General features: G+C 66.5%; 25 protein-coding genes and 1 tRNA gene. 19 read left to right on the top strand and 7 right to left on the bottom strand.

The features are described 5' to 3' along the window. Window positions 1–36 precede the first annotated feature (36 nt). The 7 genes from ACO41U_RS06405 to ACO41U_RS06375 form a co-directional block, all read right to left on the bottom strand. Entirely contained in the window at window positions 37–306 is a 270-nt protein-coding gene (locus ACO41U_RS06405) for a hypothetical protein (protein ID WP_485942496.1), read from the bottom strand. 123 nt (window positions 307–429) lie between these two features. Then, a tRNA-Glu gene (locus ACO41U_RS06400) sits at window positions 430–505 on the bottom strand. Window positions 506–790: 285 nt separating this feature from the next. Continuing rightward, window positions 791–1213, bottom strand: coding sequence for a flavodoxin (locus tag ACO41U_RS06395; protein ID WP_015556477.1), 423 nt, complete (start codon window positions 1211–1213; stop codon window positions 791–793). Between the two features lie 30 nt (window positions 1214–1243). Next, window positions 1244–1795, bottom strand: coding sequence for a DUF3793 family protein (locus ACO41U_RS06390; RefSeq protein WP_298780274.1), 552 nt, complete (start codon window positions 1793–1795; stop codon window positions 1244–1246). 362 nt (window positions 1796–2157) lie between these two features. Then, complete coding sequence (locus ACO41U_RS06385; RefSeq protein ID WP_298780276.1) at window positions 2158–2880, bottom strand: SH3 domain-containing protein; 723 nt, start codon at window positions 2878–2880, stop codon at window positions 2158–2160. Window positions 2881–2895: 15 nt separating this feature from the next. Beyond that, window positions 2896–3603, bottom strand: coding sequence for an SH3 domain-containing protein (locus ACO41U_RS06380; RefSeq protein WP_298780279.1), 708 nt, complete (start codon window positions 3601–3603; stop codon window positions 2896–2898). Between the two features lie 135 nt (window positions 3604–3738). Further along, complete coding sequence (locus ACO41U_RS06375) at window positions 3739–4035, bottom strand: hypothetical protein (protein WP_485942493.1); 297 nt, start codon at window positions 4033–4035, stop codon at window positions 3739–3741. Between the two features lie 164 nt (window positions 4036–4199). Between ACO41U_RS06375 and ACO41U_RS06370 the strand changes: the two genes are divergently transcribed. The 19 genes from ACO41U_RS06370 to rpsI all read left to right on the top strand — a co-directional run bounded on the left by ACO41U_RS06370 (window position 4200) and on the right by rpsI (window position 22171). Next, window positions 4200–5360 (top strand): DegT/DnrJ/EryC1/StrS family aminotransferase, encoded by a 1161-nt coding sequence (locus tag ACO41U_RS06370; RefSeq protein ID WP_485942491.1) that lies wholly within the window; start codon window positions 4200–4202, stop codon window positions 5358–5360. Window positions 5361–5455: 95 nt separating this feature from the next. After that, on the top strand, window positions 5456–6145 hold the full coding sequence (locus tag ACO41U_RS06365) for a zinc metallopeptidase (protein WP_485942489.1): 690 nt from the start codon (window positions 5456–5458) through the stop codon (window positions 6143–6145). Between the two features lie 85 nt (window positions 6146–6230). Beyond that, the gene (locus ACO41U_RS06360) at window positions 6231–7550 is read left to right on the top strand and encodes an RsmB/NOP family class I SAM-dependent RNA methyltransferase (protein ID WP_298780287.1); all 1320 of its coding nucleotides are present in this window, start codon (window positions 6231–6233) and stop codon (window positions 7548–7550) included. 37 nt (window positions 7551–7587) lie between these two features. Further along, on the top strand, window positions 7588–8841 hold the full coding sequence (locus ACO41U_RS06355; RefSeq protein ID WP_485942497.1) for a PASTA domain-containing protein: 1254 nt from the start codon (window positions 7588–7590) through the stop codon (window positions 8839–8841). Between the two features lie 63 nt (window positions 8842–8904). Next, window positions 8905–9648, top strand: a complete 744-nt coding sequence (rpe, locus tag ACO41U_RS06350; protein WP_298780289.1) for a ribulose-phosphate 3-epimerase — start codon at window positions 8905–8907, stop codon at window positions 9646–9648. Beyond that, window positions 9626–10498 (top strand): helix-turn-helix domain-containing protein, encoded by an 873-nt coding sequence (locus tag ACO41U_RS06345; protein WP_485942486.1) that lies wholly within the window; start codon window positions 9626–9628, stop codon window positions 10496–10498. Before rpe ends, ACO41U_RS06345 begins: the two co-directional genes overlap by 23 nt. A 34-nt stretch (window positions 10499–10532) precedes the next feature. Beyond that, window positions 10533–11849, top strand: coding sequence for a 30S ribosomal protein S12 methylthiotransferase RimO (gene rimO / locus ACO41U_RS06340; protein WP_485942484.1), 1317 nt, complete (start codon window positions 10533–10535; stop codon window positions 11847–11849). Beyond that, window positions 11846–12343 carry a phosphatidylglycerophosphatase A family protein gene (locus ACO41U_RS06335; protein WP_298780297.1) on the top strand — a complete coding sequence of 166 codons (498 nt, stop codon included), beginning with the start codon at window positions 11846–11848 and terminating at the stop codon, window positions 12341–12343. The genes rimO and ACO41U_RS06335 overlap by 4 nt, the downstream gene beginning before the upstream one ends. A 5-nt stretch (window positions 12344–12348) precedes the next feature. Further along, window positions 12349–13617 carry a nicotinamide-nucleotide amidohydrolase family protein gene (locus ACO41U_RS06330; RefSeq protein WP_485942482.1) on the top strand — a complete coding sequence of 423 codons (1269 nt, stop codon included), beginning with the start codon at window positions 12349–12351 and terminating at the stop codon, window positions 13615–13617. Between the two features lie 37 nt (window positions 13618–13654). Further along, window positions 13655–14818 (top strand): recombinase RecA, encoded by a 1164-nt coding sequence (recA, locus tag ACO41U_RS06325; protein ID WP_485942480.1) that lies wholly within the window; start codon window positions 13655–13657, stop codon window positions 14816–14818. A 134-nt stretch (window positions 14819–14952) separates the two neighbouring features. Next, entirely contained in the window at window positions 14953–15525 is a 573-nt protein-coding gene (locus ACO41U_RS06320) for a chemotaxis protein CheW (protein ID WP_298780734.1), read from the top strand. Window positions 15526–15528: 3 nt separating this feature from the next. After that, window positions 15529–16365 (top strand): PHP domain-containing protein, encoded by an 837-nt coding sequence (locus tag ACO41U_RS06315; protein ID WP_485942478.1) that lies wholly within the window; start codon window positions 15529–15531, stop codon window positions 16363–16365. 174 nt (window positions 16366–16539) lie between these two features. Next, window positions 16540–18288, top strand: a complete 1749-nt coding sequence (locus ACO41U_RS06310) for an N-acetylmuramoyl-L-alanine amidase (RefSeq protein WP_485942476.1) — start codon at window positions 16540–16542, stop codon at window positions 18286–18288. Window positions 18289–18369: 81 nt separating this feature from the next. Continuing rightward, window positions 18370–19080, top strand: coding sequence for a hypothetical protein (locus ACO41U_RS06305; RefSeq protein ID WP_485942474.1), 711 nt, complete (start codon window positions 18370–18372; stop codon window positions 19078–19080). Window positions 19081–19085: 5 nt separating this feature from the next. Continuing rightward, complete coding sequence (gene rdgB, locus ACO41U_RS06300) at window positions 19086–19667, top strand: RdgB/HAM1 family non-canonical purine NTP pyrophosphatase (RefSeq protein ID WP_298780742.1); 582 nt, start codon at window positions 19086–19088, stop codon at window positions 19665–19667. Window positions 19668–19797: 130 nt separating this feature from the next. Next, entirely contained in the window at window positions 19798–20016 is a 219-nt protein-coding gene (gene secG / locus ACO41U_RS06295) for a preprotein translocase subunit SecG (protein WP_298780746.1), read from the top strand. A gap of 55 nt (window positions 20017–20071) precedes the next feature. Continuing rightward, window positions 20072–21100: a nicotinate phosphoribosyltransferase gene (locus tag ACO41U_RS06290; RefSeq protein WP_298780750.1), complete on the top strand. Its 1029-nt coding sequence runs from the start codon at window positions 20072–20074 to the stop codon at window positions 21098–21100. Window positions 21101–21323: 223 nt separating this feature from the next. Further along, window positions 21324–21755: a 50S ribosomal protein L13 gene (gene rplM, locus ACO41U_RS06285; protein WP_298780752.1), complete on the top strand. Its 432-nt coding sequence runs from the start codon at window positions 21324–21326 to the stop codon at window positions 21753–21755. Window positions 21756–21778: 23 nt separating this feature from the next. Further along, a complete protein-coding gene (rpsI, locus tag ACO41U_RS06280) occupies window positions 21779–22171 on the top strand; it encodes a 30S ribosomal protein S9 (protein WP_015556843.1) in 393 nt (130 codons plus the stop codon). The last annotated feature ends 258 nt before the right edge of the window (window positions 22172–22429 follow it).

The following is a 22429-nucleotide window of genomic DNA, read 5'->3' as shown; positions in this document are numbered from 1 at the left end:
CCCTAATGAGGCCTTTTTTCAATTTGCCTGTTGCTTTTAGCTTGACAATCTAGCGGGGAAAAAGTGGTTGATCTTTCTGGCAAAATCTCCGCGGTAGACGCCCAGCTCGGCTGCGGCTCCCGCGGTGGAGTAGCGATAGATCTCCCGTGATATCAACTCCAGGGCTGCTGCGCGTGGTTCGTAGTCATGAAGCGGTTTGTAGAACTTGTCGCTTTTGAGCGTGGTGTAAACTGCGTTCCCAAATTTGTCCGCGATTAACTTGTGGAAGAAAAGCGAGGCATCGAACAGCTTACGCTTCCAGGTCATTCGTTGGCCAACTCCTTCATCAGTCAGAAATATTTAGGACACCTTTGCAATTTTAATACCACGGCATAAAATAAACCCGTTCCCTCCTGTGTTCTCTACACCGGAGGAAACGGGAATGATCGTTGGTGGCCCCAACGAGGTTCGAACTCGTGTTTTAGCCTTGAGAGGGCTACGACCTGGACCACTAGTCGATGGGGCCTTTCAATCGCTCCACGGCTCAAAAACGTGTTGCCGTGACAGCGGAAAAAATGATATCACAGGGGGTGCGATAGCGCAAGAGGGAATTTCCGTCCGCGGCTGGGAACAAGAGCCTTCTTTGCTGAGCTTACGAGGTGGCCGAACAGGACGACAAAAAAAATGCAGAAACAAGTCCGCTTTGGGGGGGTAAACGAAACTTGCCTCTGCATATCTGATAAGGGCCTTCAGGGGGAGCGGCTTTCGCCGCAGTTGAGATGAAACTTAATCCACACCCAGGCCTCCGGTATCAGCAAATTGAAGCGCCCAGCTCCTTGCAGGCCTCCAGCCCCTCAGCGTTCGGGGCTTCGTTGCAGGTCACGCTCGGCGCGGCGAGGGCAATGCCTGCCGCCTTACAATCGCTCTCCCAGCTCTCCATCCACTCGCCGCTGCCCCATCCATAGGAGCCGAACAGGGCGACCTTCTTCCCGGCGCACTTATCCTTCACGCCGTCGAACATCGGCTGGAACTCGGACTCCTCCAACACCTCGGAGCCCATAGCGGGGCACCCGAACGCAATGCCGCTGTAGCCGGCTGCCTTGTCCGCAGAGAACTCGCCGCACGTCAGGACGTCAACCTCCGCGCCCTTTGCCTTTGCGCCCTCCGCGACGGCCTTGGCCATCGCCTCCGTGTTGCCCGTCCCGCTCCAGTAAACCACAGCGACTTTGCTCATGTCAGCCCATCCTTCCTGTTGACCGAAATCTTAACCGGCGACGATCATCTGTTCCATCGACCGGCCCCTTGAATAGCACCGACCGTAGATCTCCGTACACCTTCGATACCTTGCGAAGACCTTCTGGGCCGCAGCCGCGTCGCCGTACACCTTCCACGTTCCGACGCACTTGCACCCCACGTCGCGATGATCCATAAAACCCCGAACGTCGTCGGGAGGATATCCCAAAAACAAGCCTATCTCGTGAGGGAACGCCCCTTCACGCCGCAACCTGCAGATCAGCTCCGCTACGCACGCCCCCGGCGTGATGCGTCGGTATCCCCGTTCTCGAAGGATCTTCACCGCCTCTGCGTCCAGGAGGTCACGATCCAAACGCGACTTCCTGTAGAGGTAGAGCAACACCCTTCCGTTTTTCTTGCTCATCGGCACGAGGACCAGCCCCTTGGGGGACAGCATCCGATTGAGCCTTCTCACGTCCTGTCGAATCTCCTCATCCGACGTGTGCCTGGAGGTGAACAGACTGCCCGTCTTCAAACCGGCCAAGGTAGGAGCTGCATAGTCGATCAGTTCCTCCTCCGACACCTCCGCCACCCTCCTCGCACAGGGACGTCATCAACTTAAGTTCTTTTTCGTAAATACTAATTAGTTATTTCAAACTTCGAGAAGAAGTATATATTAGCCTTTTCGGTTTGTCAATACGTCTTTGAAAGAAAATTTTTTCGCCCTCAGCGCCTTCTTTTTAGAGAAAACGTTCGATCGGGTTGCCCGTCCCAATGAGGGGGAAGACAACCCGATCGGAGAGTTGGCGAAGCGTTGAGCCTTGCCGGACTATAACAAACGCGCGCCGGTTCCCAGGGAGAGGGGCAGGGCTGCGTTGAGCGATCAGGGAAGCGCTGCCGAAGGCCTGATGTCGTGTCTTGATTGTTGACGGGTGCGGTACTCCCCTAGATGTCGTAGTAGAACTGGTAATTCACGCTGGTGAGGCGGCCGCCCTCAACGCTGAGGGTCAGGACCTCCATGTCCCCGTGCCGCCACGTCAGCTCTGAATCGCTTCGGCTTTCGGGCTTCCCCAGCGCTTCGACGGCCTCGTCGGCGGTGGCGCCCAAGCGGAGGGCCTTGAAGGGCTTGCTGGTGGCCGTAGCGTTGAGTTCCACGAGCGAGCCGTTCAGGTACCCCGCGCTGTGCTCTTTCCACTCCAGGAAGTCCTTCACGATGGGACCGTCCTCGCTGGAAAGCGTTTCCCCATCTTCCTTCTCCGGGGTGCCGAAGAGAGCGCGGGCCTTCGTCGGCGTGATGCCGAAGGCCTGGTTCATGTTCGTCATGAAGCGCGTCCACGGAGAGTCCTGCTGGTCCTCCGGCGCGTAGGGCATCAGATATCGGCCCGATATCCATGCCGTCCCAGCCTTCGCGGGGTGCTCCACCTCATACCATGCATCGCCCGCCAGGGACGTCTCCGCCAGCACGACGAGGAGGTTGAAGTTTTGGACCTTCCCAATGATCTTCGTGTCCTGGACGCCGGGGTGGTCCCTCAGGCGGACGTCGTTGCCCGACACAATCCCCAGGGTGGGGAAGGTCACGAACCGCTCCATGGGGTCCGCCTGAGCCGTCCCCGCCAGGACCAGAGCCGCCAACAGGGCCGCCGCAAAATGCCCTCTTGTTCCGCGCATCACGGTCATCGCCTCCTAAGCGTCGAGGTAGTGGACGAAGCTCATCGACGCGACGCGCCCGCCCTTTACCTTGAAGTACAGGAAGGTCGCCGGGTCGAGCTCCCAGAATTGCCCGTCCTCGTCCTCTCCGTTGGGGGCCCCCAGCAGTTCATGGAGCTTCGTTTCGGGGTCCCCGATGCGGACCTCGCCGAAGGGCATGGTCCCCCCTGTGACGTCAACGCGATGGAGGGTGCCGTCCACGTACTCGGCCCTGTGGGTCGGGTAGGTCAGGATGACCCGGAGCCGGTTCATGGCACCCGGTTCGAACCAGAACTTCTCCTCCTTTTTTTCCTTGGGGGCGCCGAAGATGACGCGGGCCCGCGCCGGGGTGAGGCCGAAGCTCTGGGCGACCCGGACATGCATGGCGAAGGCCGGCGTCCCCAGGTCGTCGCCCTTATACGTATCGACGTACTTGCCGAACACCCAGGCCGTGCCCTTCTTGTCGGGGTGCTCGATCTCGTACCACACCGCGCCGTCCACGGCCGTCTCCCCGACGATGACGAAGCGATCCAGGTCGTTCAATCGCCCCGTGATGTTCGAGTCCGTGCTCGTGTCCGGGGCCTGCCGCAGCCGGACGTTTTCGCCCGTACAGATTCCGAACGTCGGGTACTCTTCCCCGCCCTCCGCGCCCGCCGCCAGAACCAGGGCCGCTGCCAGGGCGCACAAAAACCGTTTCGTGTCCATCGCATGATCCCTCCAGACCGTGATCTTTCGCAGGGGAGTCCGTGCCTCCTGCACGCCCATTATGCAACGTGAACTTCCTCTGCGGCAACACCCGAAAGAGGTGGTCTTTCCCGCCCCCTTCCCGCTCACGGGCCGTCAGTCCCCCTTGTCGTCCCGCCCTCCCTCCCGATCGTCCGGGGCCTGCGCCTCTCCGGGGGCCTCCACGTGCGTTCGGTCATCGCCCCGTGGCTCCGTCCCATCGACGAAGAATTCGGCCTTGTGCGCGTTCCACAGCCACAGGGCGGCCCCGGCGAAGGCGAAGCCCAGGCCCAGCCCCCAGCCGACGTAGGCGCCCTGGTACTCGCCGCCGAAGACCCCTCCGCCGTACCCCGCCAGGGCGTAGCCGAAGGCGATGACGCTGAACATGGAGAGCGTTGTGATAAAGAGCCTCATGACATCGGTGACCTCCTCCAGAGATGGCGAACCTTTCGGGATAATGTACCATAGGCGGGGGGTCCTGTGTACTGCCTCCGCCGGCCGATGACGTTCTAGATGATATGATAGCTCGTCGGGATGGGAGAGGGGCGCCGGCTTGGCCGGCATTTTCTTTCGAGGAGATGGTGCGAGTGGAAGTTCGGCTTCCGATTTTGGACTTGACGCGGGCGTTTAAGGACATCCGCGAGGAGGTACAGGCGGCGGTGGACCGCGTGTTCGACGCGCAGTCCTTCATCCTGGGGCGGGAGGTGCGCGCCTTTGAGGAGCACGTGGAGAGCTACCTGGGGCTGCCGGAGGGCGCGGCGGTGGGCTGCGCCTCGGGGTCGGACGCCCTGCTGCTGGCCCTCATGGCCCTGGGTGTGGGGCCGGGGGACGAGGTCGTGACGACGCCCTACACGTTCTTCGCTACGGCCAGCGCCGTGACGCGCCTTGGGGCGACCCCCGTCTTCGCCGACATCGACCCCGACACCTACAACGTGGACCTGCAGGACGTGCTCCGGCGCCTCACGCCCCGGACGAAGGTCTTCCTGCCCGTGCACCTCTTCGGGCAGACGGTGCCGATCGAGGAGATCGCGCCCCACCTGGAGGAGCGAGGGGTCAAGGTCGTCGAGGACGCGGCTCAGGCCTTCGGCGCGTGGCGCCGCGTCGGGGACCGGATCCTGCGGGCGGGCGCGTGGGGGGACGTCGGCTGTTTCTCCTTCTTCCCGACGAAGAACCTGGGTGGCTGCGGGGACGGCGGCATGGTGACGGCGCAGGACCCAGAGATCGTTGCCCGCCTGAGGCAGCTGCGCGTACACGGCGAGGGCGCCGCGTACTTTCATCAGGAGGTGGGGCTGAACAGCAGGCTGGACGCGCTGCAGGCGGCCATCCTGGACGTGAAGCTCCCGCACCTGGAGGAGTGGAACGAGGCCCGGTGTCAGGCCGCCGACCGATGGCGCCTGGCCTTTGAGGTGCGGGGGCTTTCGGATCGCGTGCGGGCGCCGAAGGTGCTGCCGGGAAACGGCCACATCTACCATCAATACGTGGTGCGCGTGCCGCGGCGCGACGCGATGATGGCCTGGCTTGAGGAGCGCGGCTTCGTCACGCGGGTCTACTACCCCCTGCCGCTGCACCTTCAGCCCTGCTTCGCCTTTCTGGGCGGCCGCGAGGGCGACTGCCCAGAGGCGGAACGGCTGTCGCGGGAGGCGCTGGCGCTCCCCATCTTCCCCGGCATCAAGCCGGAGGAGCAGGAGGCGCTGGCCGACGCCGTCGGCGAATTTCTGAAGGCAGAGGGCGCGCAATAGCGGATTTTCCGGCTGTGCCCTTATGTTATACTGACCGTGACGCGGCCCCTTCGGGGATCGCCGCCTGAAACTGCTTTGAAGGAGGATGAAGGTCTGTGTTCCCTTATTATATGGATTCAACGGCGCTCTTGCTGGTCCCGGCGCTCCTGCTCTCCCTGTGGGCCCAGTGGCAGGTAAAGTCCGCCTTTGACCGCTACAGCCGCGTACATTCGCGGGAGAACGTCACGGCGCGGGACGTGGCGAGGATGCTGCTCTCGCGCTTCGGGATGGGGGACATGCCCGTCAACCGCGTCGCGGGGAGCCTGACGGACCACTACGACCCCACCTCCCGTACGCTGAGCCTGTCGGAGGACGTCTACGATAGCACGAGCATCGCGGCCATCGGCGTCGCGGCCCACGAGGTGGGGCACGCCATCCAGCACAGCAGGGCCTATGCCCCGCTGATGTTCCGGAACAGCATCGTCCCGGCGGTGAACCTCGTATCGGGCCTTTCCATGCCCCTCTTCTTCCTGGGGCTCTTCATGGGCAGCCCCATGCTGCTCAACGTCGGCATCCTGCTCTTCTGCGGGGTCGTCGTATTCCACATGGTGACGCTGCCCGTCGAGTTCGACGCCAGCTCCAGGGCGCTAAGGCTGTTGGCGGAAACGGGCGCGCTGGCCCCGGACGAGCTGAGCGGGGCGCGCAGGGTGCTGCGGGCGGCTGCGCTGACCTACGTCGCCGCTGCGCTGATGGCCGTGCTTCAGCTGGTGCGGCTCCTGCTGCTCCGCAACTCGCGGGACCGGTAAGCGGATGAGGACGGCGGCTGTGCCGTCGCGCGTCGAAACGGATGGAGCGCCTGGGTGCTCCATCCGTTTTTCGAGGTGACGGGGCTTGCGGGGGATTGAAGCGGCGCTCCAGGTGCTGGAGCAGGTGCGCGCGGGGCGCTTTGCCTCCGAGGCGCTGAGGAGGATCGGCATGAGGCCCGCGGACGCCGCGCTAGCCTCGTCGCTGGTCTACATCGCTCTGCGGCGTCAGGAGCTGTGGCAGGAGGTCTACGGGGGCTTCCTGAAGGAGGGCGCGAAGGTCAGGCACAAGGGCCTTCCCCCTGCGGTCCAGGACGCCCTGCTGGCGGGGACGGCGGGGCTCCTGGAACTTCGCCACTTCGCGGGGGGCGTGCTGGTGAACGCCCTACTGGACGACCTGAAAGCCCGCTCTCTCAAGCGGTGGGTGCCGTTGGTGAACGCCGTGCTCCACAACGTGGGGGAGGAGGGGGCAAAGCGCGTCGAGGCGCTTCGCAGGAGCCCCGCCCTGGAGGACCGGGCGCTTTGGGCCGGGGTGCCCCGGTGGTCCCTGCCCGCATGGACCCGAACCTGGCAGCGGGCGGAGCTGAACCGCCTGTTCGAGCTCCTGCCCCTCTCCCCGGCGGCGGCGCTGCGGCCAGCACCGGGCCGGAGGGATGAGCTTCTGGCTCGGCTGCGGGAGGCCGGCGTAGAAGCGGAACCCTCGGACCTGTCCGAGGCCGTCCGACTGAAGGACACCCTTCTGCCGACGGAGGTGCCGGGCTTCGACGAGGGGCTCGCCACGATGCAGACGGAGGGGTCCATGCTGGTGGCGGATAGGGTGCGGCGCTGCTACAGGGGTGGTCTGATCCTGGACATGTGCTCCGGCCGCGGCGTCAAGGCGGGGCAGATCCTGTCCGCCTGTCCGGAGGCCCGGCTTGAGGGCTGGGAGCTCTCGGAGGGGCGGCATCGAAGCGCCCTTCGGGAGGTGCAGCGGCTCGGCGTGGAGGACAGGGCCCGGTTGCGGTGTGGCGACGCCCTGAAGCTTGAACCGGAGGAGGCGCCGTCCCTCATCCTGCTGGACGCCCCCTGTTCGGGCAGCGGCACCTGGAGCCGGAAGCCGGAGGCCAAGTGGCGCCTGACTTGGGAGGGGCTGGACCGGCTTGCGGCCGTTCAGAGGGCGCTTCTGGAACGTGCTTTTGCGCTCTCCGCGCCCCGTGGTATTATAATTTACGTCACGTGCAGCCTCCTGCGGGGAGAGAACGAGAACGTGACGGCGGACTTTTTTGAGGCCCACCCGGAGTGCGCAGAGCTTCCCGCGCGCCCTGAGGGGTCCCCCTTCCGCCGGGGGCGCCCGTGGGGGACGTACATCTGGCCTGAAAACCCCTGGCTGGACGGCTTTTACTGTGCGGCGATGATGAGGCTGTCATGAGGATAAAAGAGGACGGAGGCCTGATATCTTGGGCAAGATGATCCGCTGGACGTTGCTGTTTGTGGTGCTGATAATTTTGGCGTCGGGGGCCGTCGCCTTTTATACGGTGTTCTTTCGGCCCGCAGGAGAGCTGGTCATCCCGCCCCTGAGGGAGCGGACCGTCGTGGATGCCGTGGCGGAGGCAGAGCGGCTGGGGTTAGTCGTGCAGGTCGAGCCCGTGGCCTCGTCGCTTCCGGAGGGCCGCGTCCTGGGACAGTCCCCGGAGCCGGGGACGAGGGCACGGAAGAGTCAGGTCGTGGTCCTGCAGGTCAGCCGGGGCGGGGAGCTCCATGCTGTCCCGGACGTCTGTGGCCAGACCCTTGCCGGCGCTCAGGGCCTCCTGAAGGATGCGGGCTTCTCCCTGGGCGACGTCATCCGTATTAAGGACCCCAGCCGTCCGGGTGGGACGGTCATCGCCCAGAGTCCCGCGCCTCCGGCGAACGTTTCCGTGTCCCGAAAGATCGACCTCGTGATGAGTGAGGGCGGAGCGGGCCCGGAGGGCAGCGTGAGGGTCCCCGACGTCAACCGCCTGAGCGAAGGGGAGGCCCGCGCCCTCCTGGAGGGCAGCGGCCTGAAGGTGGAGGCCGTCGAGAAGGTCTACAGTCCCCTGATGCCGGAGGGGCTGGCCATCGAAACCCGGCCTGTGGCGGGGACGTCCCTGACGGCAGGGGCCGGCGTCCAGCTAAAGATCGCGACGCTGCGGCGGCCGGCCGGCTACGTGGAGGCGAGCCCGACGCCCGATGACGGCAAAAAGGCCGGCGGCACCGTGCGCCGCGTCGAGGTGCAGCAGGGGCCGGCGTCCGCTGAAAGGCCCGTTGCGTCGGGCCCCGCGCCCCTGGTGGTGAAGGTGCCGGGGCAGGAGGACGTGTTCATCGGGGACGGGACCGATGTGCCGACCGACGCGCCCATTCGGGAGGCGGACCCGAATCTCAGCGTGTTCGACCAGGAGAGGCGGACGCTGCGCCCCGGCGGAGAGGGCGAGCCCGCGCGTCAGGCTGCGCCGGTCCCGGCGACACCACAGCAGCGAACGCCCGCAGGGGGCAAGGTGGCCCGGGTCCGCTATCAGGTGCCGCTCCTCACCAGCCCCATGAGCCTCCGCATCGAGGTCACCGACCCGTCGGGAAGGCGCGACGTCGTGAACCGTCAGGCCAGGAGCGGCGAGAACGTGCGCGTCGAGGCTCCCTACACGGGAGAGTGCGTCGTGAGCGTCTACCTTGGCGACAAGTGCGTCTGGCAGGAGAAGCATAAATAGGAAACGAGCCCCGGCGGTTCCGGCCGCCGGGCAGAGTCTTTTCAGGAAGGTGTTAATTCCCAAATGGATACGACTGAGGACGGCAGGAACACGGGCGGGCAGAACCGCAGGGATCGGAGGGTCCTCCTTGCGCCCTCCGTGCTGGGGGCGGACCCCCTGCGCATCGCGGAGTCCGTCGAGTCCCTCGGTGGGCGGCACGACTGGCTGCATTTGGACGTCATGGACGGGCACTTCGTGCGCAACCTGTCCTTCGGCCCGGCCGTCGCCAGCGCGATGCGCCGCCGCTGGCCGGACGCCTTTATCGACGTCCACCTGATGACGGACCGCCTGGACGTGGTACTGCCGCTGTTCCTGAACGCCGGCGCCTCCCTCGTCACCGTCCACGCGGAGGTCGAGCCTCAGCTCCTGCACGCGGAGCTGTCCTCCATCCGAAGGGCCGGCGTTCGGGCGGGGATCGCCATCGGCCCCGCGACGCCCGTGGAGAGGATCCGTCCCGTGCTGGGCATCGTGGACCTGGTGCTGGTGATGTCCGTCACCCCCGGCTTCGGAGGGCAGAGCTTCATCGAGGAGTCCCTTGAGAGGACGCGGGAGCTGGCCAGCCTCAGGGCCTCCCGTGGCTGGTCCTGGCTGATCGAGATGGACGGGGGCCTCAAGGAGGAGAACGTCGGCAGGGCCGTCCTGGCCGGGTGCGACGTGGTGGTCGCCGGAAGCGCCGTGTTCAGCAGCCCGGATCCCGCGGCCTGCTTGGACAGGATGAGATCAAAAGTGAAGGAGGCTCTCTCCAATGCCGGATTTGGAGCGAGATAACGCTTTAAGGGAGTTGGGGCGCATGGCCGCAGAGCGGCGCGAGGAGGCGAACCTCACCATCGAGGACGTCTACGAGCGCACGCGCATCCGCCTTGAGTTTCTCCGCGGCATCGAGGAGGGGAACTACGAGGGCTTCCCGGAGCCCATCTACATCAAGGGCTTCATCCGTACCTACCTGAAGACCGTCGGAGGCGCGGACCTCCAGGAGGACTTCATGGCGCAGCTGAAGCGGGTGCAGCCCCACAGGCCGGAGCCCGTGCCGAACTTTCTGGGGAGAAGCGGTTTCCCCAAGGGTTTCAAGCCGGTGTCCCACTTCTGGCTGTTCCTGGTTTTGGTGGCCGCCCTCCTGGGCACGGGCGGCTACGTGTGGTACGCCTGGAGCAGCGGCGACCTCTCGCTGAAGAACCTCCTATCCGATCCCTTCTGGCGCTTCGCCCAGAACGCCTCGGTGGACGAGCGGGGCAGGGAGGCGTCCCTGGACGTCCTCTCCGCCGACGCGCTGTCCCTGGACGTGGCCTCCATGGAAGCCGTGCCGGTTTCCGCAGCGCCCGTCAAGGCCGAGAAGCCCGCTCCCCAGCCGAAGCCCTCGCTCGCCATCCGGGCGAAGTCGGACGTCTGGATGCGGGTGACCATCGGGGAGGACCTGGTCTTCTCCCAGACCCTGAAGCGCGGGAACGTGATCTCCTGGGACCTTCCGGCCCAGGCCCGCGTGGTCTACGGGCGGCCGAACGCGGCTGAGGTGATCCTGAACGGCAAGGAACTGGGCCCCGCGAATCCGAAGGGGAGCAAGAAGTCGGAAACGTACCTCTACCTGCCCGACGGAACCGTCCGAAAGTCCGGGGGCAAGTAGGTGTTGCCGGACTTTTTCGAGATGGAGCGCTGATTTGAACGTCTTCCTCTTGACCATGGGGTGCGCCAAGAACGCGGTGGACAGCGAGCGCCTCGGAGGGCGCCTCGTGTCTGCCGGACACCGGATCGTGGCGAGCGCGGAGGAGGCGGAGGTGGGCATCATCAACACCTGCGGCTTCATCCAGGACGCGGTGAAGGAGAACGTGGACGCGATCCTGGACCTCGAGGCTCTGAAGGGAGCCGGCGCGCTGCGGCACATCGTTGTGGCGGGGTGCCTCGTGAACCGCTACGAGGCGGAGCTGCGGAAGGAGCTTCCCAGCGTAGACCTGTTCGCCCGGGCCGAGGACTGGGACCGGATCGTGGACTGGCTCGCCGAAGCGGACCGGGGCGTGGTCCCCGGAAGGGTCCGCCGCCGCGTCGCCCTGGGGGAGGGCGCGCCCTGGACCCGCTATCTCAAGGTGGGGGAGGGCTGCGACACTTTCTGCTCCTACTGCGCGATCCCCCTGATCCGCGGGCGGCTGCGGAGCGCGCCGGTGGAGGCTCTCGTCGAGGAGGCCCTGACGCTCTGCCGCGAGGGCGCGCGGGAGCTCTGCCTCGTGGGGCAGGACCTGACGGCCTACGGGACGGACCTCTACGGCACGCCGGGCATCCGCCGCCTGCTCACGGAGCTGGACGCCGAGCTGCCTCAAGGGGTTTGGGTGCGCCTGCTCTACATGCACCCGGACCGCATGACGGAGGACCTGGTGGACTTCCTCTGCGGGCGCCGGACCGTCCTGCGCTACCTGGACGTCCCCATCCAGCACGTGGACGACGACGTCCTGGCCCGGATGAACCGCCGCACCACCGGCGAGCACATCCGCCGGATATTCCGCCACATTCGGGAGAACGACCCCCTCTTTGCCATCCGGACGACGATCATGACGGGCTTTCCGGGGGAAACGGAGCGGCAGTTCGGGCGGGTCTTGGACTTCCTGGAGGAGGCGGAGCTGGATCGGGTGGGCGCTTTCGTCTACTCGCCGGAGGAGGGGACGCCGGCGGCCTCCTTTCCCGACCAAATCCCCCGGAGCACGGCGGAGGAGCGCTACGCCCGCCTGATGGAGCTTCAGGCGGGCATCACCCAGGCCCGGAGCGAGCTCTTCCTGGGGCGGGACCTGGACGTCCTGGTGGAGGACGCCGAGGCGCCGGAGGAGGGCGCTGGGGGCGAGGTCTGGGGCCGGTCCTATCGGGACGCCCCGGAGGTGGACGGCGCGGTCTGCGCCGCGGGCACGGCCGCGCGAGGAGACCTCGTGCGGGTGCGCGTGACGGACTGCGAGGACTGCGATCTCTTCGGGACCCTGGAGGCGCGGCCGTGAGGCGTCCCCTTTCGGTGGAGGTGGCCACCCTCTTCGGGCTGGGCTTCCGCGTCTGGAGGAGGGGTGGAGAGCTGGGGTCCGGTGCGGGCACGGCGGGGTCCGCCGCGGCCTGCCTGGTCAGCGCCCTCGTCCCCGTCCCCTGGTGGGGCGTCCTCCTGGTGAGCCTGATCGGCCTGTGGGCCTCGGAGGGAGCCTCGCGGGCCCTGGGCTCGGCGGACCCCGCCTGCGTGATCATCGACGAAGTCGCTGGCATGTGGCTGTCGCTCCTCTTGCTGCCGCCCTCCTTCATCCTGCCGGGTTTCTTCCTGTTCCGGATTGTCGACATCCTGAAACCCTTTCCCGTCTCGGCGGCGGAACGCCTTCCGGGCGGCGTCGGGATCATGGCGGACGACCTCGTCGGCGGTGCCATGGTGAACCTGTTCCTTCAGGCGTTGAACGCCTGTTTTCTGCGATCGGGGTGGCTGTATGGCCTCGTGGCCGGGCTTGGGAGGTGACGCAAATGAGCTCCGCGGTGCTGGTAGCCATCGGCGACGAGCTTCTCGGCGGCTTGAGGCGGGAGGAGAACTGCGCCTTTTTGGCCCGGCATCTGCACGATGCCGGCTGGACCGTAGAGCGGCTGGAGACGATTTCCGATGGGGAGGAGCAGCTCCTGAACGTCCTGGACCGCTGGGTGGGGAGGACGGACCTGCTGGTCCTGTCGGGAGGCCTCGGCCCCACCCACGACGACCGGACGCGCGTCGCGCTCGCGCGCTACCTGGGGTGTCCCCTCAGGTCCGACTTGCTGTACGATAAGGTGGTCGGCCGCTATACGGGGGAGATGCGGCTGCTCTTTGAGAGGACCCGCGACACCCAGTCCATGATTCCAGAGGCGGCACGGGCCGTCTACAACCCGGAGGGCTCCGCCCTGGGCATCGCCTTCGACCGGGACTCCACCCACGTGCTGGCCTTTCCGGGCGTCCCCATGGAGTACGCGGCCATGGCACGGCAGGAGCTGCCGGACCTGTTCGCCGCGTCCCGCCGCTGGACCTCCGTCATCGTCCTGGGCCTGCCGGAGACCGCCGTCGTCGAGCGAATCCCGGAGGTCATTGGAGATGGGGAGCTGCACGTCTCCGTCCTGCCCGCCTTCCCGCAGGTGGAGCTTGTGATCCGCGGGGACCCCACGCGCGTGGCCGATGCCGAGGCCCTGGTGCGGTCCCGCTTCTCCGACGCGCTGCCGCCGGGTTGCCATTCCCTCGCGGAGGCGGTGCTCTGGGAGGCCCGCCGGCAGGGCAGGACCGTCACGGCGGCGGAGTCCTGCACCGGCGGCCTGCTTCAGGGGGCACTGACCGAGGTCCCCGGCAGCTCCGAGGCCTTCAGGGGCGGCGTCGTGACCTACAGTGACGAGATGAAGGAGAGGTTTCTGAGGGTGCCTGGGAGGCTCTTGGAGGAGTTCGGCGCGGTGAGCCGGGAATGTGCCGAGGCCATGGCCCGCGGCGGGCTGTGGCTCTATGAAGCGGACTTCTCCGTCGCCGTGACGGGCGTCGCCGGTCCCGGGGGCGGAACGCCCCGCAAGCCGGTGGGCGGCGTGTGGTTCGGGCTGGCGTCTCGCAAGAAGAACGGCGGGGCGGAGAGCAGGGCCTTCCACTGCCTCTTTCGCGGGGGGCGGGAGGAGGTGCGGCGACGCGCCGTGAGCTGCGCCTTGGCGGAGCTCTGGCGCACGGTCCGGGACGGACGGCCGTCGCCGATGCCGTGTTTTGCGCCCGGCGTTCGGGAAGGCGCGACGGCGTAAGGGACAGGGCAAATTTCATGCGAAGGAAGTGAGTCGTTTGGCGAAGAAGAAGGCGCCCCAGACCCGTGAGGAGATCCTGGATGAGGCGATCGGCGAGATCCGCTCGAAGTTCGGGGAAGGGGCCATCATGCGCCTTGGCGATGCCGTGCACGCTAACGTCAACGTGATCCCGTCGGGGGTGCTGCCCCTGGACGTCGCGCTCGGCATCGGGGGGTACCCGCGGGGGCGCATCATCGAAATCTTCGGGCCGGAGGGGTCCGGAAAGACGACCGTGGCCCTGTACGGCATCGCGGAGGCGCAGAAGGCGGGAGGGGTCGCTGCGTTCATCGACGCGGAGCACGCGCTGGACCCGCGCCTCGCCGCGACGCTTGGGGTGAAGGTGGAGGACCTCTACCTCTCTCAGCCGGACAGCGGAGAACAGGCGCTCTTCGTGCTGGACGCGCTGGTCCGCAGCGGTGCGGTGGACCTGGTGGTGGTGGACTCCGTGGCGGCCCTGACGCCTCAGGCGGAGATAGACGGCAAGATCGGCGAGAGCCAGCTCGGGCTTCAGGCGCGCCTGATGTCCTACGCGCTGCGGCGCCTCACCTCGATCGTCGCAAAGACGAACTGCATCGTCATCTTCATCAACCAGCTGCGCGCCCTCATCTCCACTGGCTACGGATCGGGCCCGACGGAGACGACGACGGGAGGGCGGGCCCTCAAGTTCTATTCCTCGGTCCGCCTTGAGGTCCGGCGCGGCAAGAAGATCGACAAGGGGGACGTGACCATCGGGCACGAGCTCTTCCTGAAGGTGGTCAAGAACAAGCTGGCGCCCCCCTTCCGTACGGGGCACACGAGCCTTATCTACGGGCAGGGCATCCCCATGGGCGTCGCCGTGGTGGACATGGCGGTGGACTACGGCGTCATCCACAAGAAGGGCTCATGGCTGGCCTACAAGGGCGAGACCCTGGGGCAGGGCAAGGAAGCCGTGGCGAAGTTCCTGTCGGCGAACCCGACGCTGCAGGAGGAGATCGTGAAGGAGATCCTGGCGGAGGTCGGCAAGGGCATCGGCTTCAAACCGGAGGGTGCGGACGACGACGGCCTGCCCACGGAGGAGCCCGATGGCGTGCCCGGCCCCGTGCCGGCACTGGAGGACGCGGAGATGCGGGGAGAAGAAGCGGTGGAGGAGGGGATACTGGACCTCTCCGACGACGAGAAGTGATCGGGCTGGCGCCGCGCCGCGCGCCCTTTCCCAAACGAGCCGGAGATGCGTTATAATAAACGGCAGGATTTCCCGCCGGGGCCGGCGCGGAAGAACGGATGCCCTGCGTGCGTCCGTAAGGAGGCGAACGGGTTTTGACTGAACAGCTTTTGACGGAAGGGGCCTTGACCGGGCAGGTCGGGGCCGGGAGCGCGGCGAAGGTGGCCAACGATCCCAGGCAGGATCCTAAGGACGTTGACGTCGAATCTCTGGGCGAGGAGCACATCAACCTCGTCTTTGCGCTGAGCAGCGAGGACTTTGGCGTGGACGTGAACCTTGTCCGCGAGATCGTCCGGGTCCCCTCGTTCATCACGAGGGTGCCCAACGCCCCCGCCTACATCCGCGGGGTCATCAACCTGAGGGGCACCATCGTGCCGGTCTTCGACATGCAGCTCAAGATCGGGATGCCCTCCACGCCCCTTACGGACGAGGCCCGCATCGTCGTGCTCTCCGTCAACGACGTCATGTTCGGAATCATCGTGAACTCGGTCCGGGAGGTGCGCACGATCTACGACACCCAGCTGGAGCCGGCGACGAAGCTCTCCTCGGCCATGGACAAGCGCTACGTCCTCTGGGTGGCCAAGCCCACCGATGACCGCCTGATCCTCCTGCTGGACGTTTCCGCGCTCTTTGAGCTGGATCAGATCCTCCAGGAGGAGAACGAATAGCCTTTGATCCGCGTCAATCTCCACACGCACAGCACCTGTTCCGACGGCGCCTTCAGCCCTTCGGAACTGGTGCGTTTGTTGTCCCTCAATAAGGTTGCCATCGCCGCCCTGACGGATCACGACACCGTCCAGGGGGTCCCGACCTTCCTCGCCGGATGCCGCAGACGGGGCATCCGCGCCGTATCGGGCGTGGAGCTCTCGTCGCGCTTCGAGAACGGGGATGAGCTGCACATCCTGGGTTACCGCTTCAAACTGGAAGCCCCGGCCCTGACCCGCGCCCTTGACGGCTTCATCCGGACGCGGGAGGCGCGCAACGCGGCCATCTGCTCGCGGCTTCAGGGCCTGGGGGTCCCCGTGACGCTGGCGGACGCCGAGGCGCAGGCGGGCGGAGGCGCCGTTGGGCGGCCCCACATCGCCCGGGCGCTGGTGGACAGGGGATGCGTTTCCACGGTTCAGGAGGCCTTCGCGCGCTACCTGGGCGAGGGAGGGGCGGCCTTCGTCCCTCGAGAGCTCCTCCCGTCAGAGGAGGCCGTTCGGCTGATCCTCGAGGCCGGAGGGCTTCCCGTTTGGGCGCACCCCCTGGCCTCCCTTTCGGACCCCGGCGCCCTGGGACCGGTGATGGACCGCCTGAAGGGCGTTGGTCTGTGGGGCGTGGAGTGCTGGTCCCGCGGCTCGTCCTCGGCGGATGCCCTCCTCTGTATGATGGAGGCTGGTCGCCTCGGCCTTTACAGGACGGCGGGCACGGACTTTCACGGGCGAGCCGGGGACGCGACCGGCGTGGCCGGCCGTCTGGTGGAGGACGACTTCCTCCCCTGGGCCCGCTTCTGCGGCGGCCGCTGAGCGGGCCGTCCAACTCAAAACTTTCGGAGGTGTTGCTGTTGCAGCCCTATGGAGTGGATGAACGGTCCTGCGGCAAGGCGCTCCCATCGGACCGCACCGGGACAGGCGCCGGGGGCGGGTTTTGCAGGCCCCTTCGCCCGGACGCTCGCGCGATGAGCGCCGCAGGGGTGTGACATGAGTTTTCGCTTCAGGGCCCTTCTGGCCTGTCTTGTCCTTGCGCTCTGCTGCGCCCTGTCCCCCGTCTCCGCCCTGGCCAACGCCTCCCTCTATCGGGGGGAGGAGGTCCTGGGCTCCGTCGCCACGACGACGGGTCCGCGGGCGGGGGCTTGGGTGTGCCTGGAGGACGTGGGCGCCCTCCTGGGCTTCACGGGGCTGCGGAGCGGGGAGGAGCTTCAGCTGGTCCGCGACGACGTCCGCCTTCGGGTGGTGATGAATGCCGCAGTGGCGTGGCGCGACATCTACCTCGTGCCCCTTTCGGATGCCCCCTTCGAGCGGGACGGCCGATGCTGGCTGGATGCAGGGAGCGCCGTCGCACTGTTCCAGAGGGCCGCGGGGGAGGGCGAGCGGAACCGTCTGCGCTTTCAGGCGGATAACCATGCTGCGGAGGTGTCGGAGCCTGCGGGGCCGGAGGAGCCCGCTGCCGTTCGCGTGGACGAGCCCGTGCCGGCCTCGGAAGGCGTTGCGGCAAGCCCGGCTCCCGATGAGGGCGTAGCCCCGGTCGCACAGCAGCCGGCGCGCCGCCAGGAGCGGTTCGAAACCTTCCGGAAGGACGCCCCCACCCGGCGTCCCGCCCACCCCAGCCTGGACGGAGGGGAGCTGAGGGGGCTGCGCTGGAGCACGTCCTCCGGGCGCATCCGCGTCGTGGCGGACACCAGCGACGGGGCGGACCCCGAGGTGCGGATGGAGGGCAGTGTCCTCCGCGCCCTCTTTGCCTCCGCCAGGGCGGACCTGGAAGGGCTTCCCTCCCCCTACAAGAACGTGGAGGCGGAGCTGAAGAAGGTCGAAGGAGGCGTGGAGTTGACCTTCGCTTCCGACAGCCTTCGGGTGGAGAAGATGGTGCTGGACGCTCCCCGCCGGATCGTCTTCGACCTCTTCTTTTCTCCTGAAACGCGCATTCAGGAGGTGCCGCGTCCGGCGCCTGACCGGCAATCCGCTCCGGCGGTCGAGGTCGAAACGACGCTCACGGCACCCCAAGTGAGGACCCCGGTCCCTCAAGCCCCTCCGAAGGCCCCCGCACGGCAGCGGCAGGGAGGGCGGAAGCTGGCGGTGGTGGACCCCGGCCATGGCGGCAAGGACCCGGGCGCCAGCGCCAACGGCGTGAGAGAGAAGGACATCAACCTGGCGATCGGCCTGGCCCTTGAGAGGGCGTTGAACGCGCGCGGCATCGACGTCGTGATGACGCGAAGGACGGACGTCTACCTGACGCTTCAGGAGCGGACGGACGTCGCCAACAGGGAGCAGGCGGACGTCTTCGTCAGCGTTCACGCCAACGCTCTGCCCTCGGTGAAGCGCACGTCGGGCTTTGAGATCTACCTCATGGCCCTGCCGACGGACAAGGACGCCCTGACGCTGGCGAAGATCGAGAACCGGGAGCTGGCGGAGGAGAGCCAGGCCAGCCAGGCGTCGGATCGCCGGACGGAGGTCCTGCTTCAGATCCTGGGCGACATGCAGCAGAACAACAAGATCAGCGAGAGCACGGGGCTTGCCGAGGCGCTGTTTGAGGCCGGGAGAGGGGGCGGAATCCCCATGAAGCGGGTCGCTCAGGCGCCCTTCTTCGTGTTGCGGGGGGCCGGAATGCCCGCCGTCCTCCTGGAAACGGGCTTCGTGACGAACGCGACGGAGGCCAAACTCCTGGCTCACCCCGGCTACCAGGAGCGCATCGCCGAAGCGATGGCCACGGGGGTCGCACAATACCTGCAGTAAGTTGCTGAAGGGGACTGGAGCGGGCCGGCCCGACCGCGCCGGAACGTCTTCCACGAATCATGTGAGGGAGAGGATCGAGAGATGGTACGCCGAAGCCCCTATCGGGATGAATACGAGGATGAGATCGAAAGGAGGCCGAAGCGCCCCCGCAGGGACCAGCGTCCCGTGTCGAGGCGGAAGGACACCCCTCTCATGCTGCGGGTTCTCTCCTGGCTGGGCGTCATCCTCCTCTGCTTTGTGGCGGGCTACCTCGGCACGTCCTGGCTGATGGACGCCCTAAACGAGAAGCTCCTGCTGAAGCCTGAGAACCGCATCGAGAACCAGAGCGATCTGGCGAAGCTGAACGAGGCCGTCGAGCGGGAGAGGGAGGCCGCTGCCGCCCGAAGCGGCAACGTCCAGCAGATATCCCTGAAGCTCTATTCCGTGAAGAACGGGAGGATCGCAGAGCCCGTGCGGAAGAGCTTCGTGTCCCGGCTCAAGGAGGACAACATGGCGGAGGCGGTGAAGTCTGTCCTTGTCCTGAGCGGGGTGCCGGGCGTGGACAAGATATCGGTCCTGCACGTCTTCCGCAGCGCGGAAACCACCTACCTGGACCTCTCCGCCGCCTTCGTGTCGGCTCTCGCCTCCATGGGGCAGCGAGAGGGCCTCCTGCTGCTTACGGCCATCGTGCGCACCCTGGAGGAGAACTTTCAGCCCGGCGTCCAGGTCCGTTTCCTCATCGACTCCAGGTCCCCAAGCCCCGGAGGCCCCGTGGACCTGACGGTGGTCTGGAAGATGCCCTCCCGCTCCTGACGGTCATGTTCGTCGAGCGCCTTGTCCTGGCAACGGGCAGCCGGGGAAAGTATCGCGAGTTCGCCGCCATGCTGCCACGGGAGGTGGTGGGGGAGCTGATCTTCGCGCCTGAGATGGCGCAGATCGAGGTGGAGGAAACGGGGACCTGCTACGCGGAGAACGCGCGTCTGAAGGCTCGGGCCTGGGCCGAGGCCTCCGGACTGCCGAGCCTTGCGGACGACAGCGGGCTTGAGGTGGAGGCCCTGGGAGGGGCGCCGGGGGTACTCTCCGCTCGGATCGTCCCCGGTCCGGACCAGGCGCGAAACGACTGGCTCCTGTCGCGCCTTGAGGGGCGGCCCGACCGGCGGGCCCGCTTCGTGGCGGCCCTCGCCCTGGCCATCCCCGATCGCTGGACGCTGATCGCTGAGGGCGAGTGCCCCGGGCGCATCGCGACGGCGCCGGAGGGGAAGGGAGGCTTCGGCTACGACCCCCTCTTTCTCCCCGACGGCCTGAACGCCTCCTTCGCCGCTATCCCCCCGGAGATGAAGAACGCCATCTCCCACCGCGCCGCCGCACTGAGGAACCTCCTGGAGATACTGATGCAATGAGGTCCATGAGGAATACGGCGCGTGCCTGCGGCACGACGGGCTTTATGTGGTAGAATAAAATGCGATTTTTCTCTGAGGCCAAGGGCTTCGGGAGGAACGAATCAGAACGGCAATTTTGGGAGGAATTTCTTTGCGTACTTTGCTGTCGGTCGTACACGTTGTCGTCGCGATCCTGATGATGATCGCGGTTTTGGCGCAGCAGCGCAAGCAGGGCGGATTCACCGGCGTGTTTGGCGGAGGCACTCAGGCGGATACGGGGCAGTGGCAGAGGTTCACCGGACTGACGAAGCTCACGATCGTCTTGGCGGGGGTCTTCATGCTCACCTCGCTCCTCCTGGCGATCCTGTAGCGCAGGCCGCCGCCGGCGAAGGCTGGAATGGACGATTCAGAGAGGGGCGGTGCAGATGCTGGGTTCCCTGAAGGACGTGGCGGACTTCAAGGTTGAAAAGGGGCGGTTCCTGAGCGCGACCCACGAGGAGATCCGCTCTGGGGCGACAACGGACGTTTACTTCGTCAATACGCGGGATATCCTGGCGTCGCTGGGGTGTCTGGACACGCCCGTTGCGGCGGAGATATTCACGCGCACCCACGGCCTCTTCGCCGGACTGGACGAGCTCATGGAGCTATTGCGTGGCCTTCCCATCGAGGTGGAGGCCCTCCCGGAGGGAGAGCGGTTCTCCCCGAAGGAAACCCTGGTCCGCATCCGGGGGCCTTATGGTGCCTTCGGCATCTACGAGGCCACCATGCTGGGAATACTGGCCAGCTCCTGCGGCTGGGCCACGGCGGCGCGGGAGTGCGTGGACGCCGCAGGCGGCAAGCCCGTCCTCTCCTTCGGAGGGCGTCACCTGCACCCGGCCGTGGCGACGGTGATGGACGCCGTGGCCGTGACGCCCGGCGGCTGCGCCGGGGCAAGCACGGTTCTGGGCGCCAAGCTCCGCGGACGGGAGCCTTCCGGCACGGTCCCCCACGCGGCGGTGCTGATCGTCGGGGACACGCTGAAGCTGGCGCACGCCTACGACGCGGTGGTCCCCAGGGGGATTGGCCGCGTCTTTCTGGTGGACACCTTCAAGGACGAGTGCGAGGAGTCCCTGCGCCTTGCGGATGCGCTGGGAGATCGCCTGGACGCCGTCCGCCTGGACACTCCGGGCGAGCGGGGAGGCGTGACGGCGGACCTGGTGCGCGAAACGCGCTGCCGCCTGGACCGCGCGGGCTTCAACGGGGTCCAGATCGTCGTTTCCGGCGGGCTGACGCCGGCCCGCATCGCGGAGCTGGCCACCGTGGGGGCGGACGTGTTCGGCGTGGGGAGCTACATCGCCCACGCGGAGCCCATGGACATGACCATGGATCTGAAGGAGGTCAGCGGCGTGCCCGTGGCAAAGCGCGGAAGGCTGCCGGGGATACTTGCCAACGACCGCCTCGTTCGTATACAATAGAAAAGTTTTCGGGTCAAGCGCCAGGGACGGGACTCCGGACGCAGCGCCTTCGAGGGATGGCCCCCTGCCACAAATCCCTCAGGAAGGAGCGCGGCGTTGTCGTGGCCCCGGGGCGCGCTGCCTGATTTCGGTTCCATAGATCGTTTTTTGCCTCAGGGCACTTCGCTAACCGCGCTTTACAGCATGACGTCCCTCTCCGGGGCGATTTTGAGGAGGAAGTAAGATGGCAGGCAGCAGTTCCTACCTGGTGAAGCCAGGTCAGGTGGAGAGAAAGTGGTACGTTATCGACGCGGCGGATCGGCCGGTTGGCCGTCTGGCGTCCGCGATCGCCCGAATTCTGACGGGCAAGAACAAGCCGACCTACACCCCCCACGTGGACACGGGGGATTACGTTGTGGTGATCAACGCCGAGAAGGTGAAGATGACCGGCAAGAAGGCCACGCAGTCCAAGTGGCACTATCACACGGGACACCCCGGCGGCTACAGGGCCATCCCCTGGGCACGGCTGGTGGCCGAGAAGCCCGAATTCCTACTGGAGCACGTGGTGCGCGGGATGCTTCCCCGCAATCGTCTGAAGTATGCGAGCAAACTCAAGGTCTATGCGGGCTCCAGTCACCCCCACGCCGCCCAGGCCCCTGAAACGCTTGACGTATAGTTTTTGAACAGGAGGATACTCAGATGAACAGCACTTTTAGTTGGGGGACCGGCCGCCGCAAGAACGCCCTGGCCCGCGTCAGGCTCTGCCCTGGCAGCGGCGAGCTGAAGATCAACGACCGGACGGTGGAGGACTACTTCCCGCGCCTCGTGTGGCAGTCGCTGGCGACGCAGTCGCTGAAGACGGCGGGCCTTGAGGGCAAGGTGGACGTCTTCGTCAACGCGTCGGGCGGCGGCCTGTCAGGCCAGGCCGGAGCGGTGCGGATGGGGATTGCCCGCGCCCTCATCCGGATGAACCCGGACCTGCGCCCCGTCCTGAAGAAGGAGGGGTTCCTGACGCGCGATCCCCGCATGGTGGAACGCAAGAAGTTCGGCCAGAAGGGCGCCCGCGGCAAGAGGCAGTTCTCGAAGCGTTAAGCGTTCGCGGACGGCCGTTTTAAGGACGAAGGACACGAGAGGAGGATCGCCGTTTTGGGCGTCCTCCTCTTTTTTTGTCCTCACGTCTATCCTGGACAAAAAAAGGCGGCGCCCCGCAGGGCCGCCGCCAAGATCGTTCCCGCCGATCCCGCGTTTCCAATCCGGCTATTGACGTTTCTTCCCCGTGCCGTCCTTCAGTTGGGTGCGCCAGGTGAACTGCTGGCGCGAGGCCGCAGCGCCGCTCAGCGGCAGCTCGAC

This window comes from Fretibacterium sp. (assembly GCF_057312375.1).
This window is presented reverse-complemented; position numbering and strand designations above follow the sequence as displayed.

Coding starts and splice junctions, on each gene's coding strand:
- ACO41U_RS06405 (WP_485942496.1), bottom strand. CDS start 306: ATGACCTGGAAGCGTAAGCTGTTCGATGCCTCGCTTTTCTTCCACAAG.
- ACO41U_RS06395 (WP_015556477.1), bottom strand. CDS start 1,213: ATGAGCAAAGTCGCTGTGGTTTACTGGAGCGGGACGGGCAACACGGAG.
- ACO41U_RS06385 (WP_298780276.1), bottom strand. CDS start 2,880: ATGCGCGGAACAAGAGGGCATTTTGCGGCGGCCCTGTTGGCGGCTCTG.
- ACO41U_RS06380 (WP_298780279.1), bottom strand. CDS start 3,603: ATGGACACGAAACGGTTTTTGTGCGCCCTGGCAGCGGCCCTGGTTCTG.
- ACO41U_RS06375 (WP_485942493.1), bottom strand. CDS start 4,035: ATGAGGCTCTTTATCACAACGCTCTCCATGTTCAGCGTCATCGCCTTC.
- ACO41U_RS06370 (WP_485942491.1), top strand. CDS start 4,200: ATGGTGCGAGTGGAAGTTCGGCTTCCGATTTTGGACTTGACGCGGGCG.
- ACO41U_RS06355 (WP_485942497.1), top strand. CDS start 7,588: ATGATCCGCTGGACGTTGCTGTTTGTGGTGCTGATAATTTTGGCGTCG.
- rpe (WP_298780289.1), top strand. CDS start 8,905: ATGGATACGACTGAGGACGGCAGGAACACGGGCGGGCAGAACCGCAGG.
- ACO41U_RS06345 (WP_485942486.1), top strand. CDS start 9,626: ATGCCGGATTTGGAGCGAGATAACGCTTTAAGGGAGTTGGGGCGCATG.
- ACO41U_RS06330 (WP_485942482.1), top strand. CDS start 12,349: ATGAGCTCCGCGGTGCTGGTAGCCATCGGCGACGAGCTTCTCGGCGGC.
- ACO41U_RS06310 (WP_485942476.1), top strand. CDS start 16,540: ATGAGTTTTCGCTTCAGGGCCCTTCTGGCCTGTCTTGTCCTTGCGCTC.
- ACO41U_RS06305 (WP_485942474.1), top strand. CDS start 18,370: ATGGTACGCCGAAGCCCCTATCGGGATGAATACGAGGATGAGATCGAA.
- rdgB (WP_298780742.1), top strand. CDS start 19,086: ATGTTCGTCGAGCGCCTTGTCCTGGCAACGGGCAGCCGGGGAAAGTAT.
- ACO41U_RS06290 (WP_298780750.1), top strand. CDS start 20,072: ATGCTGGGTTCCCTGAAGGACGTGGCGGACTTCAAGGTTGAAAAGGGG.
- rplM (WP_298780752.1), top strand. CDS start 21,324: ATGGCAGGCAGCAGTTCCTACCTGGTGAAGCCAGGTCAGGTGGAGAGA.
- rpsI (WP_015556843.1), top strand. CDS start 21,779: ATGAACAGCACTTTTAGTTGGGGGACCGGCCGCCGCAAGAACGCCCTG.